General features: G+C 44.9%; 25 protein-coding genes and 1 pseudogene. 3 read left to right on the plus strand and 23 right to left on the minus strand.

The features are described from left to right. Nucleotides 1-23 precede the first annotated feature (23 nt). From B3F51_RS00460 to B3F51_RS00500, 9 genes and pseudogenes are all read right to left on the minus strand, one after another. Nucleotides 24-1,163 (minus strand): aldo/keto reductase, encoded by a 1,140-nt coding sequence (locus B3F51_RS00460; protein WP_070370766.1) that lies wholly within the window; start codon nt 1,161-1,163, stop codon nt 24-26. A 91-nt stretch (nt 1,164-1,254) separates the two neighbouring features. Then, nucleotides 1,255-1,736 (minus strand): annotated as a pseudogene (locus B3F51_RS00465) (cupin domain-containing protein). A 75-nt stretch (nt 1,737-1,811) separates the two neighbouring features. After that, the gene (locus tag B3F51_RS00470) at nt 1,812-2,390 is read right to left on the minus strand and encodes a DapH/DapD/GlmU-related protein (protein ID WP_070370764.1); all 579 of its coding nucleotides are present in this window, start codon (nt 2,388-2,390) and stop codon (nt 1,812-1,814) included. Between the two features lie 45 nt (nt 2,391-2,435). Next, entirely contained in the window at nt 2,436-2,621 is a 186-nt protein-coding gene (locus tag B3F51_RS00475) for a 4Fe-4S binding protein (RefSeq protein ID WP_070370763.1), read from the minus strand. Then, complete coding sequence (locus tag B3F51_RS00480; protein ID WP_286944846.1) at nt 2,618-2,893, minus strand: hypothetical protein; 276 nt, start codon at nt 2,891-2,893, stop codon at nt 2,618-2,620. Before B3F51_RS00480 ends, B3F51_RS00475 begins: the two co-directional genes overlap by 4 nt. After that, entirely contained in the window at nt 2,851-4,035 is a 1,185-nt protein-coding gene (gene larC, locus B3F51_RS00485; RefSeq protein ID WP_286944847.1) for a nickel pincer cofactor biosynthesis protein LarC, read from the minus strand. The genes B3F51_RS00480 and larC overlap by 43 nt, the downstream gene beginning before the upstream one ends. Next, nucleotides 4,032-4,778 (minus strand): nickel pincer cofactor biosynthesis protein LarB, encoded by a 747-nt coding sequence (larB, locus tag B3F51_RS00490; RefSeq protein ID WP_286944849.1) that lies wholly within the window; start codon nt 4,776-4,778, stop codon nt 4,032-4,034. The genes larC and larB overlap by 4 nt, the downstream gene beginning before the upstream one ends. A gap of 189 nt (nt 4,779-4,967) precedes the next feature. Continuing rightward, a complete protein-coding gene (locus B3F51_RS00495) occupies nt 4,968-5,357 on the minus strand; it encodes a MerR family transcriptional regulator (protein ID WP_070370760.1) in 390 nt (129 codons plus the stop codon). A 159-nt stretch (nt 5,358-5,516) separates the two neighbouring features. Continuing rightward, nucleotides 5,517-6,668, minus strand: a complete 1,152-nt coding sequence (locus tag B3F51_RS00500) for an aldo/keto reductase (RefSeq protein WP_286944888.1) — start codon at nt 6,666-6,668, stop codon at nt 5,517-5,519. A 263-nt stretch (nt 6,669-6,931) separates the two neighbouring features. Here B3F51_RS00500 and B3F51_RS00505 point away from each other — a divergent pair, with 263 nt between their 5' ends. Beyond that, a complete protein-coding gene (locus B3F51_RS00505; RefSeq protein ID WP_070370758.1) occupies nt 6,932-7,534 on the plus strand; it encodes a hypothetical protein in 603 nt (200 codons plus the stop codon). Between the two features lie 109 nt (nt 7,535-7,643). On the opposite strand, the gene B3F51_RS00510 is transcribed toward B3F51_RS00505, so the two are convergent. The 10 genes from B3F51_RS00510 to B3F51_RS00550 form a co-directional block, all read right to left on the minus strand. After that, complete coding sequence (locus tag B3F51_RS00510; protein ID WP_286944850.1) at nt 7,644-8,996, minus strand: diguanylate cyclase domain-containing protein; 1,353 nt, start codon at nt 8,994-8,996, stop codon at nt 7,644-7,646. A 169-nt stretch (nt 8,997-9,165) separates the two neighbouring features. Continuing rightward, on the minus strand, nt 9,166-9,963 hold the full coding sequence (locus B3F51_RS00515) for an SDR family NAD(P)-dependent oxidoreductase (RefSeq protein WP_286944852.1): 798 nt from the start codon (nt 9,961-9,963) through the stop codon (nt 9,166-9,168). Between the two features lie 214 nt (nt 9,964-10,177). Further along, on the minus strand, nt 10,178-10,828 hold the full coding sequence (locus B3F51_RS00520) for a DUF3786 domain-containing protein (RefSeq protein WP_148638591.1): 651 nt from the start codon (nt 10,826-10,828) through the stop codon (nt 10,178-10,180). Then, nucleotides 10,821-11,363 (minus strand): DUF2284 domain-containing protein, encoded by a 543-nt coding sequence (locus B3F51_RS00525; RefSeq protein ID WP_286944853.1) that lies wholly within the window; start codon nt 11,361-11,363, stop codon nt 10,821-10,823. The genes B3F51_RS00520 and B3F51_RS00525 overlap by 8 nt, the downstream gene beginning before the upstream one ends. 72 nt (nt 11,364-11,435) lie before the next feature. Further along, nucleotides 11,436-11,873, minus strand: coding sequence for a MarR family winged helix-turn-helix transcriptional regulator (locus B3F51_RS00530; protein ID WP_228879957.1), 438 nt, complete (start codon nt 11,871-11,873; stop codon nt 11,436-11,438). 140 nt (nt 11,874-12,013) lie between these two features. After that, entirely contained in the window at nt 12,014-12,334 is a 321-nt protein-coding gene (locus tag B3F51_RS00535) for a hypothetical protein (protein WP_286944855.1), read from the minus strand. 76 nt (nt 12,335-12,410) lie between these two features. Further along, entirely contained in the window at nt 12,411-13,472 is a 1,062-nt protein-coding gene (locus tag B3F51_RS00540) for a HAMP domain-containing sensor histidine kinase (RefSeq protein WP_286944857.1), read from the minus strand. Then, the gene (locus B3F51_RS16250) at nt 13,469-13,618 is read right to left on the minus strand and encodes a winged helix-turn-helix domain-containing protein (protein WP_411161476.1); all 150 of its coding nucleotides are present in this window, start codon (nt 13,616-13,618) and stop codon (nt 13,469-13,471) included. The genes B3F51_RS00540 and B3F51_RS16250 overlap by 4 nt, the downstream gene beginning before the upstream one ends. After that, nucleotides 13,618-14,142: a response regulator transcription factor gene (locus B3F51_RS00545; RefSeq protein WP_414632355.1), complete on the minus strand. Its 525-nt coding sequence runs from the start codon at nt 14,140-14,142 to the stop codon at nt 13,618-13,620. Before B3F51_RS00545 ends, B3F51_RS16250 begins: the two co-directional genes overlap by 1 nt. 137 nt (nt 14,143-14,279) lie before the next feature. Continuing rightward, nucleotides 14,280-15,401 (minus strand): GGDEF domain-containing protein, encoded by a 1,122-nt coding sequence (locus B3F51_RS00550; protein WP_286944859.1) that lies wholly within the window; start codon nt 15,399-15,401, stop codon nt 14,280-14,282. A gap of 275 nt (nt 15,402-15,676) precedes the next feature. Between B3F51_RS00550 and B3F51_RS00555 the strand changes: the two genes are divergently transcribed. Further along, nucleotides 15,677-17,170: a DUF1538 domain-containing protein gene (locus tag B3F51_RS00555; RefSeq protein ID WP_286944861.1), complete on the plus strand. Its 1,494-nt coding sequence runs from the start codon at nt 15,677-15,679 to the stop codon at nt 17,168-17,170. Then, entirely contained in the window at nt 17,157-17,843 is a 687-nt protein-coding gene (locus B3F51_RS00560) for a P-II family nitrogen regulator (protein ID WP_286944863.1), read from the plus strand. The genes B3F51_RS00555 and B3F51_RS00560 overlap by 14 nt, the downstream gene beginning before the upstream one ends. A gap of 130 nt (nt 17,844-17,973) precedes the next feature. Here B3F51_RS00560 and B3F51_RS00565 read toward each other — a convergent pair whose 3' ends face one another. From B3F51_RS00565 to B3F51_RS00580, 4 genes are all read right to left on the minus strand, one after another. Further along, nucleotides 17,974-19,047 (minus strand): radical SAM/SPASM domain-containing protein, encoded by a 1,074-nt coding sequence (locus tag B3F51_RS00565; protein WP_286944865.1) that lies wholly within the window; start codon nt 19,045-19,047, stop codon nt 17,974-17,976. Further along, nucleotides 19,047-19,682 (minus strand): TetR/AcrR family transcriptional regulator, encoded by a 636-nt coding sequence (locus B3F51_RS00570; protein WP_286944867.1) that lies wholly within the window; start codon nt 19,680-19,682, stop codon nt 19,047-19,049. Before B3F51_RS00570 ends, B3F51_RS00565 begins: the two co-directional genes overlap by 1 nt. Before the next feature lie 152 nt (nt 19,683-19,834). Next, a complete protein-coding gene (locus tag B3F51_RS00575; protein WP_286944868.1) occupies nt 19,835-21,202 on the minus strand; it encodes a phenylacetate--CoA ligase family protein in 1,368 nt (455 codons plus the stop codon). Further along, on the minus strand, nt 21,199-21,843 hold the full coding sequence (locus B3F51_RS00580) for a TetR/AcrR family transcriptional regulator (protein ID WP_148638601.1): 645 nt from the start codon (nt 21,841-21,843) through the stop codon (nt 21,199-21,201). The genes B3F51_RS00575 and B3F51_RS00580 overlap by 4 nt, the downstream gene beginning before the upstream one ends. Between the last annotated feature and the right edge of the window lie 6 nt (nt 21,844-21,849).

The raw sequence follows: 21,849 nt of genomic DNA on the forward strand, positions 1-21,849 counted from the left end.
TTTTTAACTATTTTGTAACCGCATCACCAGGCCGGATCTTCGTCAAGCATCTTCTGGAAATCTTTCAGGGCTGCGGGAATGTCGATATTCTGGGGACAGACCTGTTTACACTGGCCGCATTCAATGCAGGCACTCGGACGTTTGTCCTCAGCCATTCCGGCAATGGCCATAGGCGCAATAAAGCCCGGCTGGAACTTGTGGTCATTGTAATGATGCAACAGGGTGGGGATATCCAACTCCTGGGGACATTCCGCACAGCAGTATTTACAGCCCGTGCAGGGCAGCATCGTCAGCATACCATCTCTTATTTCTTCGACTACGGCCAATTCTTTTTCGTTCAGCGGTTTTGAGTCCTCAAAGGTTTTTAAATTGTCTTGTAGCTGTTCCCGGTTTGACATTCCGGATAAAATCATCTTGATGCCGGAGAGGCCCTGTAAAAAACGGAAAGCCCAGGCGGCTGTGCTTTCATTTGGTCGCAGTTCACGGAGCTTATTGGTGTTTTCTTCTGAAAAACTGGCCAGAGCTCCACCCCGCACCGGTTCCATCACCCAGATCGGGATGTTTTTGGCGACCAGCATTTCATAAATTTCATTGGCCTTCTGCAATTTCCAGTCCAGATAATTGAGCTGAATCTGGCAGAATTCCATGTGTTCACCATAGCGTTCCAGAAAACGCTCAATGGTAGGTTTCAGACCATGGGTCGAAAAACCCAGATGCTTGATCCTGCCGTTTTTCTTCTGCTCAATCAGGTACTCAACAATGCCCCAGCGCTCATCAAAATACACCTCGATGTTTCGTTCGTAGACATTGTGGATCAGATAAAAATCAAAATAATCAACACCACATTTCTCCAACTGTTCCTCAAACTGCGCTTTTGCATCCCAGCTTTCCCGAACCTCATAGCCGGGGAATTTGCTGGCCAGGTAAAAACTGTCCCGGGGATAATTTTTAAGTATTTCTCCCATCGCCCGTTCCGAGTCTCCACCGTGATAGCCATAGGCGGTATCAAAGTAGTTTACCCCATTTTTAATCGCAACATCGACCATCTGAGCCGCTTCTTCCTGATTAACCGGGGCAAAAAAGCCTTCTCCGATGGTGGGCAGGCGCATGCCACCAAAACCCAGCGCCGACAATTTTTCATTTTTAAAATCCTGATAAATCATATTTTCCTCCAATTTCTAAATCGCAAACTTTTTTTATCGCTTTATTGTTGATGATGAATCGATTAACCCCTCGTAACTGATGGTTCTGTTTTTACTGGATTTTCAGTTTGTTATACGCTTCATCAGTCACCGGTTCCAGCCATTCATTGCTAGCCCCTTCAACTAAAACCGATAAGGAAAGATGCGCAAAGGCTTCGTCGCTCACGGCTCCATGCCAATGCTTAATTTCCGGTGCAATGTAAACCACTTCGCCACTGTTTAAAAGCCGGGCATCCTTTCCCGCTTCCTGATACCAGCCACGGCCGCCAATACAAATCAGGATCTGGCCTGCGCCATGATGGATGTGCCAATTGTTGCGACACCCTGGTTCAAAGGTGACATTATAAATCCCCACCTTTTTGCACAAACTGCGATTATGAAGATTATGGGTAGTTCAAAGGTGACATTATAAATCCCCACCTCTTTGTCATTTAAGAGACTTAGATAGCTTTTACCAATAAAATAGGGGGCAAACGCCAGATTTTCCTCACCTAATGCGAAATCGGATACCTTTTCCAGTGCTTCTTTTTCCATAATCTCGCTCCTTTTTTGCTTTCATTTTTCATTATTTCCATGAAATTTGGGACAGTTCTTTTATGATTTCGTTATTTATTTCTGATTTACTTCAATCATTTTGATGCTCTTGGCCGGGACCCCGCCGACAATCACTTTAGCCGGGACATCTCTGTTAACCACCGCCCCTGCGGCGACAATGGCCCCGTCACCAATGGTAACCCCGGGAAGTACTGTTGCCTGGGCACCGATCCAGACATTGTTTCCAATTCGAATCGGCGCTGGATACATATCACTGCGTTTTTGCGGATTACTATCATGGTTGAGGGTAGCCAACACCACATTATGGCCAATCAGAACTCCGTCACCAATAAAGATGCCGCCCTGATCCTGAAAACGGCAACCTGAATTGATAAACACATTTTTACCGACGTGAATATTTTTACCACAATCGGTAGAAAATGGCGGAAACAACCCAAAAGTTTCATCCACTGGTTTACCTGTCAGTCTGGAAAATATTTCTCGAATTTCTTCCGGCGGATGATAACTGCCATTGAGCTCGGTTGTCAGTTTCAGAGCTTCCTGGGAGATGGCATGCATCATCAAATGGACTTTCGAGCCACCTTTAACTACTTCTCCCTGATTTAAGTGTTCTAAAAATTCATCAATATCCATTTATTTTCTTTAATCCTCCTATACTTTATCATTTGATCATCCCTGTTATTTTCCAAAAACAGTTACAGCCTGTTTCATTTTCTCAATTATCGGCACGCCAAAGGGACAGTTTACGATGCATTGACCACATGCGATGCATTCGCTGGCGTGGTGGTTAAGCAGCGCATAATGATCTTTAAGGGTCTCCGGCACCGCTTCCTGAATCAAGGCCAGATCCAGATATTTATTCACAGCGGCGATGTCAATTTTTTTGAGTAGGGGGCACAATGGCCGCAATACATGCAATGTCCCCGGAATGAAGCATCAGGGGCATTTGCCAATATCTCACTATAGTCTTTCTCTGCATCACTTGCGGTTGCATAAGCCACCGTCGCCTGGATCTGTTCCTGACTGGATACCCCCACCATCACCGCGGCTACCGCCGGACGGGTTAACGCATAATGGAGGCATTGCACCGGTGTCAGCGCCTGTCCAAAGGGCGATTCTTCCTGACTGAATAACACCCCGGCAGCATGCGTTTAATGGTCCGCTTTAAGCCGGTGCTTTCCATCTGAATCCGCCGGATCCCGATGGTGGTGGTTTCCTCAAAAATAATCTGTTCCAAGGTTTCGATATCTGCTTCGCTACAGATCACATTGAGGAGATAGGCGGGTCGGTTCTTCTTCATATAGACCGGGATATAATGGACATCTCTGGCCCCAGCTTCAAATAATCGCTCCATCACAAAGCCCAGAATCTCACCGCCGCAGTCATCGATATTGGTTTCCAGTTTATAGATATCGCCGTTTTTCTTTGATTTGTCAGTGATCAGCATCGCCCGCAGCAGGCTGGGTCGATCATAGGTCCGTTTGCCAGCTCCGATGCCGGTTTTTTCAATCGCAAACTGCCTGGGCAACTGGTCACAGGTTTTGATGGCCGCCACAATGGCTGCCCCGGTGGGGGTAATCAGCTCACCGTTTGTATCGGTAATATGCAGATTCAGCTGATGGCTGGCGGCAATATGGGTCACTGCTGGCACCGGCACTGGAATCACCCCATGCTGACAGCGTACAAAGCCCCGGCCTTCATAAACGTCCGGCACAATCACTTCCCGGATATTAAGATTATCCAGACAAACAGCAACGGCCACAATATCGACAATGGAATCCACCGCACCCACCTCGTGAAAATGAACCCGCTCCCGGTCCACCCCATGGGCTTTGGCTTCGGCATCGGCAATAATCGAGAAGATCCGGATGGCCAGTGCTTTGGCATGATCGGTGATTTGAGCCTGGTTGATAATCTCAACAATTTCCGGTAAACCCCGATGATCATGGGAATGGTTCTTTTTTTCCTGATGCGGATGATGATGTCCTAGTTCTGTTAGGTGATGATGGGTGTGTTTTTCGCCCTGATGGTGGTGATCATCACCATGCAGATAGGCCATATCGTGATCATGGTTGTCCTGATCCAGAATGACCTGAAAATCACAGACATCCAGCCCCGCCTTTTTCACCCGGCTGATGACGGTCTCAAACCCGGTGATGGGCAAGCTTTTTAAAGCCTTTTTCAATAGCTGCTGATCGGCCCCCAGATCAAGCAGCGCTGCCACTGTCATATCGCCGCTGATGCCGGAATAACATTCCAGGTATAAGGTTTGGCTCATGATCGTACCCCTAAGCGGTTAATCTGGGTGGCCGTATAGCCGGCACCATAGCCATTGTCGATGTTCACCACCGAGATCCCGTTGGCACAGGAGTTGATCATCGTCAACAGCGCCGAAATACCACCCAGGCTGGCGCCATAGCCAACAGAGGTGGGCACCCCGATAACCGGCTTATCCACCAGTCCGCCGATGACACTGGCCAAGGCGCCCTCCATCCCGGCCACTGCAATCACGCAGTTGGCGCTCTGGATCACATCCAGTTGCGAAAGAATCCGGTGAATCCCGGCAACCCCTACATCATAAAGCCGTTCCACATGTGAGCCAAAATACTCAGCAGTCTGGGCAGCCTCTTCGGCCACCGGAATATCAGCGGTACCCGCCGAACAAACGGCAATTTTTCCGACCCGTTGCTTACCCGGTTTTTCGATTTTGATAATTCGGGAGATCTCGTCGTAAACAACTTCCGGAAAGGTCGCTTTGATCATTTCGTACTGTTGCGGATTAGCCCGGGTTCCCATCACCTCACCGTCTTCTTCGTAGAGTTTTTTAAAGATAGACAGTAAATGGGAATTTGCTTTACCGCTGCAAAAAATCACCTCAGCAAAGCCGGATCGCACCTTTCTGTGGGTATCCAGTTTGGCATAACCCATTTCTTCAAAGGGTTGCCGACGAAAAAAAAGCTCAGCTTCCTCAATTGTTAGATCCCCGTTTTGTACTTTTTTTAATATTTCCTGTGTTTTCATTTTTCCTCGTCTTATCACTTCTTTTTATTTTTTCTTTAATATATATTCTTTTTTAATTCGCTTTCATCACCTTGATACCATTAACCCTATCACCTGGAGTCCACTTCAAGTCAAGTGCCTTTATCTATTCCTTAAAAAAATCTCCGTTCTTTTAAGAAACAGAGATTTCTTTCCGCTTATTTAATTCAGTTAAACATCCTTTTCTTTATCCCAGGACAGCACCCCGGTCACTTCGGCTTTTTCATAGATATCAATTTTGTAATTCAGCCGTTCCAGTGTCTTTTGCATATCATCCATTTTTTCCTGAAGTTTTTTTCGTTCATCTGTCAACAGTTCTTTCCGGGCGGAAATGGTTTCATCACCCTGCTGGGTCAGGGCACAGTATTCAATCAGGGCTTCAATGGGAATCCCCGCGGAGCGCATGCATTTTGCCAGTTCAATCCAGGCACAGGATACCTCATCATAATCGCGAACGCCGCTCTTGGTCCGTTTCACCGGCGGGATCAGGCCAATCCGCTCATAGTACCGCAGCGTATCCGGGGATAAATCATATTTTTTGCTGACTTCAGTAATGGTCATCACATATCACCTCGAATTTTCAAATTTTCTTATATATCATTTTAATGTTTTTATCTTATCTTAACCATATCACTTGGAGTCCACTCCAAGTCAAGCAAAATACTTTATTTCTTTAAAAAAATCTCCGTCCAATTAAGGCGGAGATTTTTAGCTTCAACTTTATTCTAAGGTGGCTCTGACATTTTTTAATTCCTCAATGATGGCAATGTTCTGGGGACAGTGTTCTTCACATTTGCCACATTCCACACAATTGGAGGCTTTGGCATCTTGGGGAAACATCGTCTGGTATAGACCTTTGGCTTTGGGGAGGGCATCAAATAGATAGGCATTATTATAAAGTGCAAAATGTCCGGGAATATCGACCCCGGATGGACAGGGCATACAATACCGGCAATTTGTACAGTTGACTTTCATCTTTTCGGTGATTGTTTTCCTGGCAAAATCCACTAACGCCAGTTCTTCATTGGTTAGTGAATGGGCTGCCCCGGCATTGGCCGTATTGACATTATCAACCACCTGCTCCATCGTCGTCATGCCACTGAGTACCACCGAAACCTCAGGATGATCCATCACCCACCGCAGCGCCCACTGGGCCGGAGTTCTTTTGATTGGCGCATTCTCCCAGGCGGTTAAAACGTCCTGGGGTAATTTATCAACCAGGGCCCCTCCTCTGAGCGGTTCCATAATGGTAATCCCCAGTCCTTTTTCAGCCGCATATTCCAGACCTTTTTTACCTGCCTGATAGTTTTCATCCAGATAATTGTATTGAATCTGACAGAACGACCAATCATAGCTGTCGACAATTTCGATAAATAAATCAAAGTCATCATGAAAGGAAAAACCGGCATATTTGATTTTGCCGTCTTTGATGGCCTGATCCAGAAATTCAAAAACGCCCAGACCTTTCAGATTTTGCCAGAAACCGCGATTAAGACCATGCAGCAGGTAGAAGTCAATGGTATCCGTTTCCAGCCGTTTCAGCTGTTTAGCCAATAATCGCTCCATATCCGCCCGGGACTGAATCAGCCATGACGGCAGCTTTGTGGCAATTTTAACCCGCTCCCGATAGCCGCCCTTTAAGGCCCGGGCCACAAAGGGTTCACTCGCACCGCCTTGGTCAAAGCCGGTGCCATGATACGGATAGGCGGTATCAATGTAATTCACGCCATGATCAATGGCATAATGAAGCATGGTGATGGCCTTCTCATCATCAATCTTATTTTGAACCCCATCGATAACCGGTAACCGCATGCAACCAAATCCTAAAACTGAAACCTCTTCATTTGTTTTTCCGAATTTTCGATACAGCATCATTCAATCTCCCTTGTATTAAATTCAAACAATCTGATTATTGATCTACTCTTATTATAATCCCGTCCGAACTTTAGTCCAAGTCAATTTTTAACAAATCTACATTTTTTACTATTTTTTTTTGCACCTGATTCTTAACAATCACGAACGTGCGATCTCCTCAACCACAGATTTCAACCATCGATAACCTCAACATCACCAGATCATCACAATACCCTGTTATAGTAATCCCATCACAAATAAAATTGAAAGGAATTTTAACCATGATAAAAAATAAAAAACTGCTCCTGACCCTGCTGGTTACAGCCACTATCAGCGGTCTTTTGCTGACCGGCTGTACTTCAACCACGGCAGAAACTAAAACGGCCACCACCAATGAGGCCGCCGCATTTGAGGATAACGCCAGTTACGGCGAGGTAACCGCCGTCAGCGGTAGCACCATCACCTTAGCACTAGGCACCATGAATATGGGCAATGGTCAGACGCCACCGGATCAGGGGCAGGCCCCAACCGCAAACAGTAATGCGGGAACCCCGCCAGAAAAACCGGCTGATGATCAGACCACGCCCCCAGCTGATGGCAGCACAACAGCTCCCAGCGAGGACACGACCGGAACCATGCCAGAATTTTTAACCCTCACCGGTGAAACCGCCACGATTGAATTAACCGATGCCATCACCCTGACGCAAATGAGCAATCAGAAGCCCGATCAGCAAACAGCTGGAAGTACCACCGCTACCGCGGCTGATATCACTGTTGGCAGTATCTTGAGAATCATCTATCAGACGGACTCCACTGAAATAGAGTCCATCGAAATCATGATGACCCAGCCCGATGCTGCAGCCACTACCAACACGGCCCTTTAATCTTCTCTGAACGATCCTTTAAAAAACGCCTGATTTTCACTAAGAAAATCAGACGTTTTTTTACTCAGGTCCCAAGCCCTGTTAACCCATTTTCTCCAGGCCACTTGGGTTAACTGAGGGCCAGTCTTGATTTTTGTTCTTTCTTGTCAGCATACATCTCTTCATCGGCAATCTGCAGCAGGGCATCAATGTCCTGTCCATCCTCAGGATATAAGGAAGTCCCAATACTTAAGGTTAGTTTCTCAGAAAGGTCTGCCAGCGAAAACTCACTGGCAAAACTTTTTGCCAAGCGTTCTTTGGCTTGCCTAAGCTCCTGGCGATCTTTGATGTCCGGCAGGATCATCAAAAATTCATCGCCGCCCAGTCGGAAGGCCGCTTCATTGGCCCGAACATTTTTCTGCAAAATCCGGGCAGTCTCAATCAAAACCAGATCGCCGGTGTTGTGTCCATAGGTATCATTGATTTTTTTGAAATGATTCAAATCCATACTCATCAGCCCCACCTGGCGATTGTTTCGTTGGGCCGCAGCCAACACCATGGTCTGATACTCATTTAAATAATGACGGTTAAAAAGTCCGGTCAGGGAATCGTGACTGGACATAATTCGCAATTGATAATTGATTTTCAATGCACGGAAAGTCAGCCTCCCGGCCCCGACGGCCATTAGAACCGCCAGCATAAAGGCAATCCCTAAAATCAGCTGATTATTTTCCCAGCCGCCCTGAGGTGAAACAGCTACCTTCCAGTCAATAAAACCCGGATCGATGTCAAAGGTTAAGGACGACTCGCCAACAACAGAGGTATCCCCGTAAAATGGCTGCTCCGGATTCTGATTATTAAAGAGAGCGACATTTAATCCGGCCTTGTCGGCATAGCTATTGATTTCTTCGATAATCTGGTCGCCTTTAAGAACAATGCTGATCTGCCCCCAATATCCACTGTCTTGACGGACGATTGGCAGCCGGATAATAAAACCGGTTCCCCCCTGAACCAGATCGACTGGCCCCTGAAAGATTGGTACCTGGTCATTCTTTACCTTGAGAACCAGGTCTTTCTGACTTTCAACCTTGGCCAGGTCAACACCAATGGCGGCGCTATTGCCTTCTTTAGGATAATTCCAGATAATGGTTGTATCCTGAATTACTCCAATATTTCTGATCTGATTTTCATTTTTGGATAGGAGATTATCCAAATAGGTATAAGCTGCCGTCTCATCGAGACCGGGATTTGTCTGGATATAAGCCTCAAAGCCCTGAACCAGGGTTTTATTGGTAAAAACCAGATGTTCCAACTGACTTTTGAAATTTATAAATTTATCGGTGGTTTTTAACATCTCCTGCTGTTTGAGGTTATGCATAAACATGCCAATGATCAATAAAAAAACGGTCAGCAGAAAAAGGGCTACTGTAATTGAAACAAGGATTGCCAGATTCTTTTTAAAATAGTTGCTATTCTGATCCATCTTTTTCTCCTGTTGCTGCATCAATGTTTTCTGACTTTAGTTTATCATCAAAACCGCATAAAGACCACTAATTAATCCCTGCTTCTGCTATAATTATCGACCGTTTATTCTGAATTTTTAGTCCTGGGGATTGATCCAAACGATCTCGCAGCGGCTTTCACTTCGCCCATTAATGTTCATTAGCTGCCATCACCTTATTGATCATCCCCATGGCAATAAACGAATTGACTTTATAAAGAAACTTCATCACGTTGCAATCTTTACCAATATATGCCCGCAGCTTTTTCTTCTCCATGGTCTTGATGATCAATTCCGCCGCTTTTTCCGGGGTTAACACCATCTTAGCCTTGCTGCTGTCGGTTGATTCATTGCTTGCCAGGCTGGAATTTTTCTTGATATCGGTCGCAATCCCGCCGGGAATCACCACCGAGACTTTGACATTTGTATCTTTTAATTCGGACGACAACCCTTCGGTCAGTAGTTTAACGGCTGCTTTGGAGGCGCCATAGACACTTTGCCCCGGTACCGGTAAAAAGCCGCCCATACTGGAAACATTGATAATATGGGCTTCCGGACGACTCAGTAAATGCGGCAAAAAGGCTTTAACCATGTAGAGGGTGCCGTAGAAATTGATAGCCATGACCCGTTCGATTCGCGCCATTTCCAAGTCATTCAGCTCAACAAAGGGCTGAATAATCCCGGCATTGTTGATGATCCCATCAATCTTCCCATATTTTTCAATGGCATTTTTGGCAAATGCAAAGACAGCCTCCTTATTGGAAATGTCAACCACTTCGGTAAAGAGTAGGGGATTTTTCCCGGCCATCTGCACTGTTTCGTCCAATGCTTCGGGATTAATATCGACCGCCACGACCATGGCCCCTTTGTTTAAAAGCTGTAATACCAATTCTCTGCCAACACCATTTCCGCCACCCGTTACAACAATATTTTTTGCATTTACGTTCATTATTTTCTCCTTCTTTTCCTAAAAAATTTTTGATTTTTTATCGGCTTATTACCGGTTCTCTTGTTAATTTCTTGTGATAGCCTTATCATACGCCGCAACTATTTCATAACGTTAATATTTTGTTAAGTTCGTGTTAAAGTGACTATTTTCATATTTTTTGCACAAAAAAACACCGAAAAAGTCGGTGTTCACTTAAAAACCAGATGGAGGGTTGCTACTCCCATCCGTCCACGCTTCCATATTCCGCCGTTTTAAGCACTGCTCTGACAAGGCAGCCACATAAAAAAGCCAGACATTCAAATTCCAGAAATTCCGGTGCACTTTCATCAAATAGGGTTTGAATTTCAACTGGAAAATCATCATCGGCTTCCCGATAGATAAACTTAACCGGGATTTTAGGCAACACTTCCAACAGCCAGCTGCGACTATAGGAATCTCTGGAAAGCTCCGGTTCTCCGCCTAATTTTATAATGGTTTTGTCCAATTTATCAACGTCATTGCCAAAAGCTTTAATCAGCGGTGCGTCCATCATGTTGGCTTTTCCGGTGTCGCCACTTGAAAAAATAGTGGTCATCCGAAAAAGGTGTTTGAACAAATAAACCGGATCACCGGTACCCTGAGACAACACATAATGGATCAGGATGGAGCGATTATTAATATTGACCGGTTTCCCATCAGCTGGTATGACACCGGTATTGGTAATGAGATAATCGCGTTTTAAAAAATTGATGGTTATCTGCCCATCAGAATCAATGGGCAGGTTAAAACGGGCGGCGCTTTCCGCCAGGTTACACTCAGCCAACTTGGGCAATAAGGCTTCGTAAATAATATCGTAAGAGCTCGGCCTTGAGTACCGCTTATTCATTAAACAACACCAGGCTAAAACAGGTCACCGTATTGGCCCCATTATTGTATCGGATATTTAAGGCCGGGGCCATCTGCATCACCATAATCCCATAACTTTCGGTGGCCGGATACATTCGGTCAGGAAAGCGGCAGGGAGCATCGGGGTAAGTGCATTTTTTACAGACGGTGCATCCTTCCGTCGATAGCATCAAGGCATCTTTATCAAAGCTACGAAAAACCGCAGCCACCTGATCCGTCAAAGCCTCATGCTCGATCAGAGCCTGCATCCATCCTTTCATATCAAAACTGCTGTCTACTACGGTGGCCGTGGTAAAGAGCATCGCCTTTTCATAGCCATAACATTTTTCCTTGCAGCTCTCCACACTCCCCACTGCTGGCGGGCAGGCCCAGGATTTATTATACATACCGCAGCTATTGCCTTCACAGAGATCCCGGACTTCTTTTGAAAAAATAATTTCATCGGGTTTTAAAAAAGCATATTCCAGAATCGGCAGTTTGGCCAGCTCTTTTTCAATTTCAGTTTGCTTATTCATTGCTACCTTCCTTACATTTTTTGTTTTTCCAACTTCACCTTTTAGTGTATCTACACGATATTGTTAAAAAAATCAAGGTTCTAAAACCTCAATTTTTAATAACAGCTCCTGGAGAATTTTTGTATCTTCCAATCCCAACTGTGCTTCAATTCTTTCCTGAGCCTGTTGCCAGTAAACATGGGCCAGTTCAATTTTTTCTTTACCAGCTGCCGTTAAACAAAGCTGCCGGTTTCGTGTTCCCGGCTGTGCAATATCATGGATCAACCCCTGCTGTTCAAGAGGCTTTAAATTGCGAACCAAGGTGGTCCGATCCAGCCGGATTTCAGCGGCCAACGCACTGACACTCACCGGTTCAATTGCCCGGATGTGTTTTAAAATTGAAAACTGACTGACACTGAGCTGGCTTGGAGCCAAGTAATGGTCGTAGATTTCGGTTATCGCCAGTGAGGCCCGCCGCAGATTGAGACAATTGCATACTGACGATTTTTTGTTTTGGTTTTCTGTTTTCATGTGATCACCTTTTTCAGTGTATATACACGATTAGTATACATGAGTTTTGTTCCTTTGTAAAGTTGATTTGAATAATAATTTATTCAAATCAACTAAAAGATTGTTTAAATAATTTTACCCCTTCATCATGATAAAATCTTTCAATCGAATAACTGACTGGCCTTTTCACAGGCTTCATAAATCACATCGTAATTGCTTTCAATCATCGGATTCATCTGTTCAGTGCTTTTCTTGACATTTTTTTTATAAAGGAAATAGGGTAATCCCCAACCGATAAATCCCGGAATGGCCAGAACAACACACAGCGGAGTCATGGCAGCCAGGTAGGCAAAGGTTGCTCCGGCCATAAACACCGTCCCGACTATTCCCGCCCCCAGGGCTAATGCCATTGCTTTGGTATTTTTGGCACGTTCTAGCTTTTCAATATTGTTAAATGCTCTTTTAGCACTTAACCTTAACATTTTGTTCACCAAAAATGCCGCCAATAAAAATTCTCTCACTTTTTAGGTAAGAGATTTATCAATTCAATATTAATTTTTATAATTTTAACGTTACCGTAAATGTTGTCCCCTTACCCAGCTCACTTTCAACTACAATGGTTCCCCCAATCAGTTCCACCACCCGCTTAACCAGGGCCAGACCCAGTCCGTTGCCTTCCTCAGCATGGGAGGTGTCGCCCTGATAGAAGCGGTCGAAAATCCGAGGGCTGGTTTCGTCACGCATCCCGCAGCCGTTATCACTGACCCTGACAATGGCCAAACCAGCTGCGTTTCGCAACTCAATTTTTACCAGGCCACCTTCTGGGGTAAACTTGATGGCATTGGTCAAGAGATTATTCCAGACAATTTCCAACAAACTTTCGTCGCTGGCAATGGACACTTCATCCAGGTCGGCATCAAATTCAATGTTCTTTTCATCAAACTTTTCTTCCAGCGCCAGCATGCAGCAACGCAGCTGTTCATCCAGGGAATAGGTCTCAGTCTGAATGATCTCCTGGTTTTCCAGCTTGTTGAGCTTTAAAATATTGGTCACCAAGGTGGATAGTTTTTTTGATGCCTCGACAATGGTATCAATATATTCCTGTTTTTCATCCTGGGGCAAGGCTTCTTTTCTGAGCGCTGAGGCGTAACTTTGGATAATAGCCAGGGGTGTTTTCATTTCATGGGACACATTGGCAATAAAATCGCTCTTTAAGGTTTCAATAGTAGCTAATTCCTCCACCATCTTGTTAAAATCATCAATCAGCACCTCCAGCTCATCCTTTTTATTGTCTTTTCGCTGAGAATGAACGTGGACAGTAAAATCACCGCTGGCCACTTTTCGGGCCGCCTGACCGATTTCGGTCAACGGCCGCTGAAATCCGGTATACATAATAAAACGGGTCCCCAAACTGACAATCAGTCCCATAAACAAGGCATAGGACATCCCCACCAACGCCATGATCCAGGGATTGGCCTGGTCCAGCATCTGCTGATTAAAAATCAGCACCTGCCCGGCACTGCAAATTAATACCACCCCAAAGATAATTAAAAATTCTTTCCAGAAAGACCGCCTGGCATTGATCCGTTTATCTTTCTGCTCCCGATAACGAATTTTCATCCTTTAATCACCGCTTTGTAGCCCAATCCCCGGACGGTTACAATCTCCACGTCCTGACAGTCCGAAAGTTTGTCCCGCAGTTTGGTGATCGAAACATCCACGGTTCGGGGGCTGCTTTCGCTGTCATAGCCCCAAAATTCATCCATCAGCTGGGTCCGGGTAAAGGTTCGTTTGGGTAAGATAACAACTTAAATAGAATGTTAAATTCTTTTACCGTCAACGGCAATTCGACGGCGTTGAGATAGGCAGTGGTTTCCTCTTCGTTTAAGACGAGCGACCCCGCCGTAAGTTTTCGCTCATTGCGGATATTAGCCCGCCGTAATAAGGCTGCCACCCGTAAAAGCAGTTCATCCATCTCAATCGGTTTGACCATATAATCGTCAATGCCCAGACTATAACCTTTCTGCTTGGCCCCCATATCATCCCGGGCGGTCATAAACAGAATCGGGATGGCTTTATCCTGTTTTCTGATTTCAGCGGCAAATTCAAAACCATCCATTTCCGGCATCATGATATCCGAAACAATCAGGTTCACCGGTTCTTCCAGAATCCGGTCAAAGGCCTCGGTGCCGTTTTTACAACTGATGGCATGAAAGCCGTTATCATTTAGAAAAGCGCAGACAATGTAATTCAATTTGACATCATCTTCGACGACTAAGATATTGATCATTCTTCTTTCTCCTAAACTTGAGTAGCGGAAGCCATTATATCCTTCTGCTGTTAAAGATTTGTTAAAGTTTACCTGATAAAATTAAAATACGCCCAGTTCATTCCTCGTCAACCGGACGCATGGTGCTGGATGCGCTGCTAGGCTTCCAGCCGTTTTTCATAAATCTGATTCTGATTTTTCCCGCAGTTTTTGGCCAGATATAAAGCCTGATCAGCTTTTTCAAAAAACTCACTGGTTGACCAGCCGGAATCGGCATACTCGGCAATTCCACAGCTGAAGGTGATCTTCCCGCCCTCGTTAAAACCAAAATCATGGGCACCGAATTCCTGGTGCATGTTATCAATCATAGCAACCACCTCGCCGATGGGGTGACCGCTGAACAACACCACAAATTCCTCCCCGCCATAACGGAAGACATTTTCATTTCCCGGGGTATTCCGCTTGAGAATATCTGCCAGTGTAATCAGCACCTCATCCCCTTTGCGATGACCATAGGTATCATTAACCTTTTTAAAGTCATCCAGATCAATCACCGCCATAATCAGTGGCTTTCTGGACTCAGCGTCCTGATAAACCGCCTGGCCCAGTACATCTACCATCGCCCGGCGATTTAAAAGTCCGGTGAGGGGTTCGGTTTTTGCTTCCTGAATCAGTTCCATCTGTTTTAAATAACTGTCATGGATACTCTGGGCCTGTTCGCTGGTGTAACGTGTCAGCACCGTTGCTACTAAATAGGCACAAAAGATCATGATCCCCGCCACCACACAATCCAGAAAGATTACTTCAACCGCCCTGTCCGCCTCAAACCGGGCGATCAGGAAAGCCAAAATCAACGAACCGTAGCTCAGCCCGAAAATAAGACGGGTCAAGTTGATATCCAGGAAAATAACGGTAATAAATACTGCAATACAGGGCACACACAAAATTGCCGGAAAGGTATAGTGAAAACACTGCACACAGGCACAAATCAGAAAAAAGAGTAAGGCAACCGTGTAATTTTTGGCCTTCTCACTTGTTTCTTCAGATTTCAGGATAAAATAGGCTCCCACTATAAAGATAAGATTCAAAAACGTAGGCAAGGCCAGGTAAAATATAAGATAGCGGATAATGACTGGGCTAAAGGGTTGATCATGTTTATTAAATACAAAGATAAAAAATTCCGCAACAAAAATAATGACCCCGATATAAATGCAGGTGCGAAACAGAACCTGTCGCCATTTTTCATGAAGTTCATGGTTGATTGTTATTAATTGGCGCATTTACATCCCTCGCTTCCACAAAATAAACCTTTTGTTCTAATTCATTTAAATAAATACTACTTTAATTTGATCGATTTATGTTAAATTATATCATAAATACTAAATTTTGTTAAACTCTGGCTAGCCATTGTGCTAATTCTTTTTCTTTAGTATAATAAAGGCAGAATTGTTAGCCCTGTCTTCGTTTCCAATTATAAAGCTTGCTTGATAATTCAAAACGCTGGCTGATTTTTATCTAGCAGCTTAATCGAATACAGTGGAAGGAGGTTGATCATGTGAATATACTTTTTGAGAAATTCAAAGAAGTTCTGGTTTCGGTTCTGCCAATCACCTTGATTGTCGTCATGTTAAGTTTTACCCTTGTTCCCATTGACACCCCTATCATGCTGCGTTTTTTGCTGGGAGCGTTTTTGATTGTTGTCGGTTTGACAATTTTTCTCTTCGGCGTAGATCTGGGTATTACCCCCATCGGAAGTCTGATGGGAACCCATATCGCCAAAAGCAATAAGGTTTCAATCGTCATTCTTTCTGGTTTGATACTTGGTTTTTTCATCTCGGTGGCAGAACCGGACCTCCATATTCTGGCCGGTCAGGTGGCGCTTGTTTCTGCCAATGTCATTACTAAAACCGAAATCATTCTCTGTGTTTCCGTCGGGATTGCGCTGCTGCTAACAGTTGGTTTTTTGCGCATTATTTATAACAAATCCCTAAGCCTGCTCCTGACGCTCATCTATGGCGTCATTCTGATTGTTTCTTTCTTTTCTTCCCAGGAATTTCTGGCGATATCTTTTGATGCCTCCGGAGCCACTACCGGGGCACTGACGGTTCCCTTTATTCTGGCACTCGCTCTGGGAATTTCATCATTAAAGAAGGGTAAAGCCTCAGAAGATGACAGTTTTGGTCTGGTTGGCATTGCCTCGACCGGTGCCATCCTGGCGGTAATGATTATGAGTGTTTTAAAGGGTACCAAAGAAATCAGCGGCAGTCTTGACAGTAGCCTTTCTGCCTCAACTGCAGTAATCCTGCCTTTTATCAATAAACTGCCGACGATCCTCTACGAGGTGGTGCTGGCTCTGCTGCCGATTGTTACCATCTTTATTGTTTTTCAGGTGATCTCATTTAAGTTAAAAAAGAAACCGCTTAAACGCATTATCAAGGGTTTAGTTTATACCCTGATTGGTCTGGTGCTTTTTTTAACCGGAGTCAATGCCGGATTTATGGACGTGGGAACCCTGGTCGGTTATAATATTGCCAGCATCGACAATAAAGCGGTGCTGATCGCCATTGGGGCACTCTTGGGTCTGGTAGTTATTCTGGCTGAGCCAGCAGTTTATGTATTGACCAAGCAAATTGAAGATGTCACCAGCGGCTACTTAAAGCGAAAGGTCGTTCTGGTTGCCTTATCGCTGGGGGTATCGCTGGCGGTGGGCTTGTCGATGTTGCGGATTATTGTTCCTGAAATTAAGCTCTGGCATTATCTGCTGCCCGGCTATATCCTGGCAGTGGTTTTAAGCTATCTGGTGCCCAAACTGTTTGTCGGGATGTCTTTTGATTCCGGCGGAGTTTCTTCCGGCCCAATGACAGCAACCTTTATCCTTGCTTTTGCCCAGGGTGCGGCCGAATCCATCGAAGGCGCCAATGTGCTAGTCGATGGTTTTGGACTGATTGCCATGGTTGCCCTGATGCCGATTATTGCCCTGGAAATTCTGGGCCTGATCTTTAAAATTAAAACAGTTAAAGGAGGACTCTCCGAAAATGAGTACTCATGAAAATTTAATCACAAAAAAGAACTATGAAATCCTGGCCGTCATTGTCAATTTCGGGGTTGGTTCCAAGATCCTGCAGCTGGGTAAAAAATGCGGGATTTCCGGTGGAACGATCTTTTTGGGAAAGGGCACCCAGCATTGCCTGGTCAATGATTTTCTGGACATTTGTGATGAACGCGTCGAAGTGGTTCTGATGATTGCCCAGACCGGAAAAATTGAAACAGCTGCTGAGGAAATCAGCAGTAAATTCAAATTTGCCAAAGCCCATCACGGGATTGCCTTTACAGTTGAGTTAAATAATTTTTTAGGCGTTCGAAATTGTTCCTATGATAAAATACATGAAGACAAAGGAGTCAATAAAACAATGTATGAGGCCATATTTGTGATTGTCGATCGCGGCAATGCGGAAACGGTTGTCGGCGCAGCTGAGGCCGCCGGTGCCAACGGCGGAACCATTATTAATGCCCGGGGTTCGGGTGTTCATGAATACGCAAAACTCTTTGCCATGGATATTGAACCGGAAAAAGAAGTCGTGATGATGATTTTGGAAACAGAAAAGACGGAAACGGTTGTCAATGCCATCCAGGATGCTACTGAAATGGACAAGCCGGGAAATGGAATTATCTTCACGATCAGCATCAACCGAACCTATGGCTTATACCAAAATAATCATTGAGACAGACCCTCGGCTGATGATTGAAAACTTTTTTTATCGACTTTTTCTGAAATGTCAAACAGCATCGTATGTTTTAGGCAAACACACGATGCTGTTTTTAGTTTGATGTTTTAATCGCTTATCCTAACGGCTAAGCCCACAATTTTTCAACCTGTTCTTTTTCCTCAAATAAGGTACACCCACCATGATGTCCGACCCGTTCGGCCAGCTCTCGGAGATCTGCAAAATATTGGGAGCGGAGTACCGCTTCCACCGAATCACTGGCCAGGTTCTGTTTGGCGTGGGGTGAAAAGGGACAGGGCTCGGCATCACCCGTGGGATTGATATGAAAAAATCCCCGCCCGGAAGCCAGGCAGCCGCCCATTTCCTCCTCATCACCGGGGAAGGATAAGACCACCATCCGTCGGAAGGATTTTCGAAGCTCCAGACAAATCACCTGAAGTTGCTTTATTTCACTCTGTGTAAGCACCAGATCCTCAGTCCCGGCTTCAGCCGGAACATATTCCACATACAAGGTCACCCCACAGCCTTTTTTCTCCAGTGCTTCAACAAAATCATTTCTGGTTACCAGTTCCATATTTTCCCGGGTAACAGTAATGGCCGCTCCAAACAGGATTTTGCGCTTTTTCAAGGCGGCCATGGCCGCTTCAATCTGTGCATGGGTTCCTATTCCCCGGCGGGTATCGGTTTCTTTGGCATTCCCTTCGATACTGAGAATCGGGATCAGATTGCGATGGCTGTCCAGAAACTCAATGGTCTGCTGATCCAGCATTGTGCCATTGGTAAAAATCGGGAAAATCACATTTGGGTTAGCCCCGGCCAGCTCCAGAATATCCCAACGCAAAAACGGTTCCCCGCCCGCCAGCAAAATAAAGGCGACACCCAGTCTTGCTGCCTGATTAAAAATATTCCCCCATTGACTGGCATCCATATCCGTTCTACCGCTGGTAGTACCACAGCCACCACCAGCCCGGGCATAACAGCCAGCGCAGTGAAGATTACATTGCGAGGCAATACTGGCAATCAGAAATGGTGGCACGTGGAGGCCTTCTTTTTCCTGTTTTTTTCTGCGGGCCGTGCTTTTGGCCAACTCCGGTAAAAGGCCTATTAAGAAGGCTCGGCCTTTGGGGTTGTTCAAATAAAATCGTCCGGCGGTTGTCATGATCTGGGCGATGCCCTGATCCATCAGGCTATTTAAGTTCATCAGTGTTCCTCATTTCTTGTTTGATAAATCGATGCAAACTGTTCAATATGGGCCATCAGCAGGGCCAGTGCTTCCTCTTCTTTTTCCGGCATCATGTCATATTGACATAACAGCGTGTAGAAGGGCCCGTAAAATTGCAAGGCAATGATCTGGGGTGGCCCGTCTCTGAAGCTTCCCTGCCTAATCATCTCACGAAATAAGTCGGTTTGAAACAAAATGGCATCATTGAAAAACCAGTTGTATAATGTCTTGGCCGCATCCTTATTTTTGTACTGCTCAATCGTCAGCATCCGGCGAAACTTCGATGCCTGAGGATCTTTCAGAAAAAACAGAAAAACCGCCTCACAGGCTTTTTTAAGCCAGACCAGATCATTACGGCCATATTCCCGGGCGACACTCTCGATCTCGCCCTGGGGCAACCGATAAAAGCTCACCGTTTCTTCAAATTTCTGGTTCATCCAGGCAAGCAAGGTATCATAAATGGCCTGCTTACTGGCAAAATGCTTATACAGTGAGCTGTCTTTAATGCCCACCGCCTTAGCGATCTCTTTAACCGTTACACTCTGATACCCTTTTACCGCAAACAGATTCAGTGCTTCCTCTAGTATTATCTCTCTGGTATGACGTTTTATCATTGGTTCTCCTTAAATTTTATGCGAAAATTAAAAGCTAGCATTTACTAGCCTTAGTATAGCTAATGAACGCTAGCTTGTCAAGTTGTGTTTCGAAAATTTATTTTGATTAGGATCTCTGCATCGGCTATTCCTACCAGGATCGCCACTTCAAATTATTCAGGTTTATTGATAATATGCTTAAACTTTCCACTTTGCGGATGCTGCATCGGCATCAATTCAGAAAAAGCGATCTGGGCATTCGTCACCCCATGACTGGCCAGAAAATCCGCCAGATTTTTCTGTGCTGCTTCAAATAAGCGCTGTGGATCATACCCGGTACCAGGGATGATTCGCAACTCAAGCTGATTCTGTCCATGAGCAATCAGCTGAAACCGGAGGATCCCATGGATTTCTTTAAGTGTTGCGTAAATCGCCAAAGGCGAAATTCTGATGGTCTTTCCATTTTCATAAAAGGTCAGAATATCATCGGTACGGCCCTCAAGGGTCAGCCAGGGTGAGGGATTGTTGCAAGGGCAGGGTTCATGATGCATCACCACCCGGTCAGTGACCTCGTAGCGGATGAATGGCTGGGTATAATTATAAAGATTGGTAATCAGGATCTTATCCGACTGCACCCCATCCGGTACTGGCTGATTTTGATGGTCAACTGGCTCGACAATGATCCAATCATCATTGATATGAAAATGCTTTTCTGGACATTCACAGGCAATCGTGCCGCCTTCAGTACAGGAATATGTAGTTTGAACCGGGCATCCAAAGGCCGCTTCCAGATCCTCTCGAAGCTGGTCACTCAGGTATTCACCGCCAGTCATAATGATAACCGGAGCGATCTTAAGCCGCCCCTTATTCTGTTCATCAATAAGCAGTTCAAGAATGGTCGGATAGCCCCCCAACATCGTCGGTTTAAAGGCATTAAGCTCAGCGACGATCCGGGGAAGTGGATAAAGGGCACTGATCACACCAAACTGTCTTTTTTTCCAGGGCATCGATAACAATCGGGCCCGAACCGAACTATTACCCAAATAAAAACCGCCGGTTGCAAAAACCCCCATGGTTTTTCCGCCGCCTTTCAAAAAGGCCATAAAATCTGCTCTTTTGGCAAAGCTTCGCATGATGTTGATTCCCGCCATGACATTATTGGTGGATCGGTCGCATAGAGCTACTAAAGGATTACCCGTAGAACCACTGGTGGTAAAGACCAGATATTTCCCTTTGATTTTTCGCCCAATATTGTCCAGATCGGTCATAAAGGTTTCCACTTCCTTTAAGGTGATGTCTTTTGTGGTTATCCAGTCATCAAAATGTGCCATCAGATCGACTTTATTCGTTGGTGGCAAATCACTCAGATTAAAATTCTCGCCAATGTTTAGATAGTGCGCACGATAGTAGGGACTATTCTGTTTGGTATATGCCACCAGGCTGCTCAGTCGCTCTGCTCTAATTCTGTTTTTTTCAGAATCGCTCATTTTTTTATCGCGATAACAAAACCAAATCGCCTTCATTAAGCTGATTTTTTTCATACTGATCCACCTTCCTTAACAACTCCATTTAACATGAAATCAAGGTACTCTTTTATTTCTGTTTTAATCTCTGCGGAATGCTCAAAAAATAATTTCGGATTCTCTTTATACCGTTCCAGATATCTATTTATAATCGCCCCCAAATAGATCGTTATGGCATCTTTTAGTTTTTCTATATTTATTTCTTTCAGTTCAAGCGCTGCAATGGCTTTTTCCATAAGCTGCTGGGATTTTTCACGGGTGCTGATCATATACCGCACAATCAGTTCATTCTTTTCATTAAGCACCTTCGCACTCATTTCCCGGGCCGCCATATTGACCAGGTGCATTTCGCTGGGATATTTTTCGCATAATTTAAACTTTTCATCCGCATAGGAAAAGATCATTTCATAAAAACCGGTCTGATCCGGTGTGGGAATATCTGTAAGCAGCCGTTTTAAGGCAACCTCCAAACAATATAGATAGAAATTTTTCTTATTGCCAAAATAGTGAAACAGGAGCCCTTTTGAGATCCCACAGCTTTTAGTAATCTCATCGGTACTAGCATCCATATAGGATTTTTTCGAGAATTCAGTAATTCCGCTCTGGATGATGGCCACTTGTTTTTCGTCCGATATTTTTTCAAAAGATTCGCTTGCCATAAAAAC

It is taken from the genome of Acetobacterium sp. UBA5834 (genome assembly GCF_002435675.1).
GTDB lineage: Bacteria > Bacillota > Clostridia > Eubacteriales > Eubacteriaceae > Acetobacterium > Acetobacterium wieringae.

Excerpts from the sequence above, each read along its gene's own strand:
- B3F51_RS00530 (WP_228879957.1), bottom strand. The coding sequence starts at position 11,873 with ATGAAAACAGAAAACCAAAACAAAAAATCGTCAGTATGCAATTGTCTC.
- B3F51_RS00525 (WP_286944853.1), bottom strand. The coding sequence starts at position 11,363 with ATGAATAAGCAAACTGAAATTGAAAAAGAGCTGGCCAAACTGCCGATT.
- larB (WP_286944849.1), bottom strand. The coding sequence starts at position 4,778 with ATGAAAACACAGGAAATATTAAAAAAAGTACAAAACGGGGATCTAACA.
- B3F51_RS00520 (WP_148638591.1), bottom strand. The coding sequence starts at position 10,828 with ATGAATAAGCGGTACTCAAGGCCGAGCTCTTACGATATTATTTACGAA.
- B3F51_RS00580 (WP_148638601.1), bottom strand. The coding sequence starts at position 21,843 with ATGGCAAGCGAATCTTTTGAAAAAATATCGGACGAAAAACAAGTGGCC.
- B3F51_RS00460 (WP_070370766.1), bottom strand. The coding sequence starts at position 1,163 with ATGATTTATCAGGATTTTAAAAATGAAAAATTGTCGGCGCTGGGTTTT.
- B3F51_RS00505 (WP_070370758.1), top strand. The coding sequence starts at position 6,932 with ATGATAAAAAATAAAAAACTGCTCCTGACCCTGCTGGTTACAGCCACT.
- B3F51_RS00495 (WP_070370760.1), bottom strand. The coding sequence starts at position 5,357 with ATGACCATTACTGAAGTCAGCAAAAAATATGATTTATCCCCGGATACG.
- larC (WP_286944847.1), bottom strand. The coding sequence starts at position 4,035 with ATGAGCCAAACCTTATACCTGGAATGTTATTCCGGCATCAGCGGCGAT.
- B3F51_RS00560 (WP_286944863.1), top strand. The coding sequence starts at position 17,157 with ATGAGTACTCATGAAAATTTAATCACAAAAAAGAACTATGAAATCCTG.
- B3F51_RS00570 (WP_286944867.1), bottom strand. The coding sequence starts at position 19,682 with ATGATAAAACGTCATACCAGAGAGATAATACTAGAGGAAGCACTGAAT.
- B3F51_RS00565 (WP_286944865.1), bottom strand. The coding sequence starts at position 19,047 with ATGAACTTAAATAGCCTGATGGATCAGGGCATCGCCCAGATCATGACA.
- B3F51_RS00470 (WP_070370764.1), bottom strand. The coding sequence starts at position 2,390 with ATGGATATTGATGAATTTTTAGAACACTTAAATCAGGGAGAAGTAGTT.
- B3F51_RS00550 (WP_286944859.1), bottom strand. The coding sequence starts at position 15,401 with ATGCGCCAATTAATAACAATCAACCATGAACTTCATGAAAAATGGCGA.
- B3F51_RS00540 (WP_286944857.1), bottom strand. The coding sequence starts at position 13,472 with ATGAAAATTCGTTATCGGGAGCAGAAAGATAAACGGATCAATGCCAGG.
- B3F51_RS00510 (WP_286944850.1), bottom strand. The coding sequence starts at position 8,996 with ATGGATCAGAATAGCAACTATTTTAAAAAGAATCTGGCAATCCTTGTT.
- B3F51_RS16250 (WP_411161476.1), bottom strand. The coding sequence starts at position 13,618 with ATGGATGAATTTTGGGGCTATGACAGCGAAAGCAGCCCCCGAACCGTG.
- B3F51_RS00575 (WP_286944868.1), bottom strand. The coding sequence starts at position 21,202 with ATGAAAAAAATCAGCTTAATGAAGGCGATTTGGTTTTGTTATCGCGAT.
- B3F51_RS00500 (WP_286944888.1), bottom strand. The coding sequence starts at position 6,668 with ATGCTGTATCGAAAATTCGGAAAAACAAATGAAGAGGTTTCAGTTTTA.
- B3F51_RS00515 (WP_286944852.1), bottom strand. The coding sequence starts at position 9,963 with ATGAACGTAAATGCAAAAAATATTGTTGTAACGGGTGGCGGAAATGGT.
- B3F51_RS00545 (WP_414632355.1), bottom strand. The coding sequence starts at position 14,142 with ATGATCAATATCTTAGTCGTCGAAGATGATGTCAAATTGAATTACATT.
- B3F51_RS00535 (WP_286944855.1), bottom strand. The coding sequence starts at position 12,334 with ATGTTAAGGTTAAGTGCTAAAAGAGCATTTAACAATATTGAAAAGCTA.